The organism is Actinomadura violacea, from assembly GCF_017573465.1.
In the GTDB taxonomy this organism is placed as follows: Bacteria; Actinomycetota; Actinomycetes; order Streptosporangiales; family Streptosporangiaceae; genus Spirillospora; species Spirillospora violacea.
The window spans coordinates 1-2347 of record NZ_JAGEPF010000069.1; the positions used below are offsets into that span (position 1 = coordinate 1).

Consider the following 2347-nt stretch of genomic DNA (forward strand, 5'->3'; position numbering starts at 1 on the left):
TGGTGATGGCGTGCCTTTTGAAGAATGAGCCTGCGAGTTATGGTGTGTGGCGAGGTTAACCGGTGGCGGGTAGCCGTAGCGAAAGCGAGTCTGAATAGGGCGATTTAGTCGCATGCTGTAGACCCGAAGCGGGGTGATCTAGCCATGGGCAGGGTGAAGCGCCGGTAAGACGGTGTGGAGGCCCGAACCCACCAGGGTTGAAAACCTGGGGGATGACCTGTGGTTAGGGGTGAAAGGCCAATCAAACTCCGTGATAGCTGGTTCTCCCCGAAATGCATTTAGGTGCAGCGTCGCGTGTTTCTTGCCGGAGGTAGAGCTACTGGATGGCTGATGGGCCCTACCAGGTTACTGACGTCAGCCAAACTCCGAATGCCGGTAAGTGAGAGCGTGGCAGTGAGACTGCGGGGGATAAGCTTCGTAGTCGAGAGGGAAACAGCCCAGATCATCGGCTAAGGCCCCTAAGCGTGTGCTAAGTGGGAAAGGATGTGGAGTTGCTGTGACAACCAGGAGGTTGGCTTAGAAGCAGCCACCCTTGAAAGAGTGCGTAATAGCTCACTGGTCAAGTGATTCCGCGCCGACAATGTAGCGGGGCTCAAGCACACCGCCGAAGCCGTGGCATTCCAGCTTGCTGGGATGGGTAGGGGAGCGTCCTGCAGCCGGCGAAGCCGCCGAGTGATCGAGTGGTGGAGGCTGTGGGAGTGAGAATGCAGGCATGAGTAGCGAATGGAGAGTGAGAAACTCTCCCGCCGGATGACCAAGGGTTCCTGGGGCAGGCTAATCCGCCCAGGGTAAGTCGGGACCTAAGGCGAGGCCGACAGGCGTAGTCGATGGACAACGGGTTGATATTCCCGTACCCGCTGGTATGCGCCAACGCTGAATCCTCTGATGCTAACCATCCGAACCGCCTTCGTTCCCTTCGGGGAGTGTTGGTTGGGGAGCATGGGGCCCGAGGGGGTAGTAGGTGAGTGATGGGGTGACGCAGGAGGGTAGCTCAGCCCAGGCGATGGTTGTCCTGGGGTAAGCATGTAGCCCGTGCCATAGGTAAATCCGTGGCGCGTTAAGGGTGAGATGTGATGCCGAGCCGTTTTAGGTGAAGTGAGTGATCCCATGCTGCCGAGAAAAGCCTCTAGCGAGTGTACCGGCGGCCCGTACCCTAAACCGACTCAGGTGGTCAGGTAGAGAATACCAAGGCGATCGGGTGAACTGTGGTTAAGGAACTCGGCAAATTGCCCCCGTAACTTTGGGAGAAGGGGGACCATGCCCGGTGACGGCACTTGCTGCCTGAGCTGGGGGTGGTCGCAGAGGCCAGGGGGAAGCGACTGTTTACTAAAAACACAGGTCCGTGCGAAGTCGTAAGACGCTGTATACGGACTGACGCCTGCCCGGTGCCGGAACGTTAAGAGGACCGGTTAGATCTCTTCGGGGGTCGAAGCTGAGAATCTAAGCGCCGGTAAACGGCGGTGGTAACTATAACCATCCTAAGGTAGCGAAATTCCTTGTCGGGTAAGTTCCGACCTGCACGAATGGCGTAACGACTTCCCCGCTGTCTCAACCACAGGCCCGGTGAAATTGCAGTACGAGTAAAGATGCTCGTTTCGCGCAGCAGGACGGAAAGACCCCGGGACCTTCACTACAGCTTGGCATTGGCGTTTGGAACGGTTTGTGTAGGATAGGTGGGAGACTGTGAAGCCCGCACGCCAGTGTGGGTGGAGTCATTGGTGAAATACCACTCTGGTCGTTTTGAGCGTCTAACCCGCGCCCGTGTATCCGGGTGGGGGACAGTGCCTGGTGGGTAGTTTAACTGGGGCGGTTGCCTCCTAAAGAGTAACGGAGGCGCCCAAAGGTTCCCTCAGCCTGGTTGGCAATCAGGTGGCGAGTGCAAGGGCACAAGGGAGCTTGACTGTGAGACGGACGTGTCGAGCAGGTGCGAAAGCAGGGCCTAGTGATCCGGCATCTACGTGTGGAAGTGGTGTCGCTCAACGGCTAAAAGGTACCCCGGGGATAACAGGCTGATCTTCCCCAAGAGTCCATATCGACGGGATGGTTTGGCACCTCGATGTCGGCTCGTCGCATCCTGGGGCTGGAGTAGGTCCCAAGGGTTGGGCTGTTCGCCCATTAAAGCGGCACGCGAGCTGGGTTTAGAACGTCGCGAGACAGTTCGGTCCCTATCCGCTGCGCGCGTAGGAGAATTGAGAGGGTCTGTCCCTAGTACGAGAGGACCGGGACGGACGAACCTCTGGTGTGCCAGTTGTCCCGCCAGGGGCACGGCTGGTTGGCTACGTTCGGTCGGGATAACCGCTGAAAGCATCTAAGCGGGAAGCCTTCCTCGAGATGAGTTCTCCCTCCC

At 58.2% G+C, this 2347-nt stretch carries 1 rRNA gene; it reads left to right on the forward strand.

Features of this window, described 5'->3' with window-relative positions:
* Positions 1 to 2347: ribosomal RNA gene (locus J4709_RS52715) — 23S ribosomal RNA — on the forward strand; the annotation flags it as partial.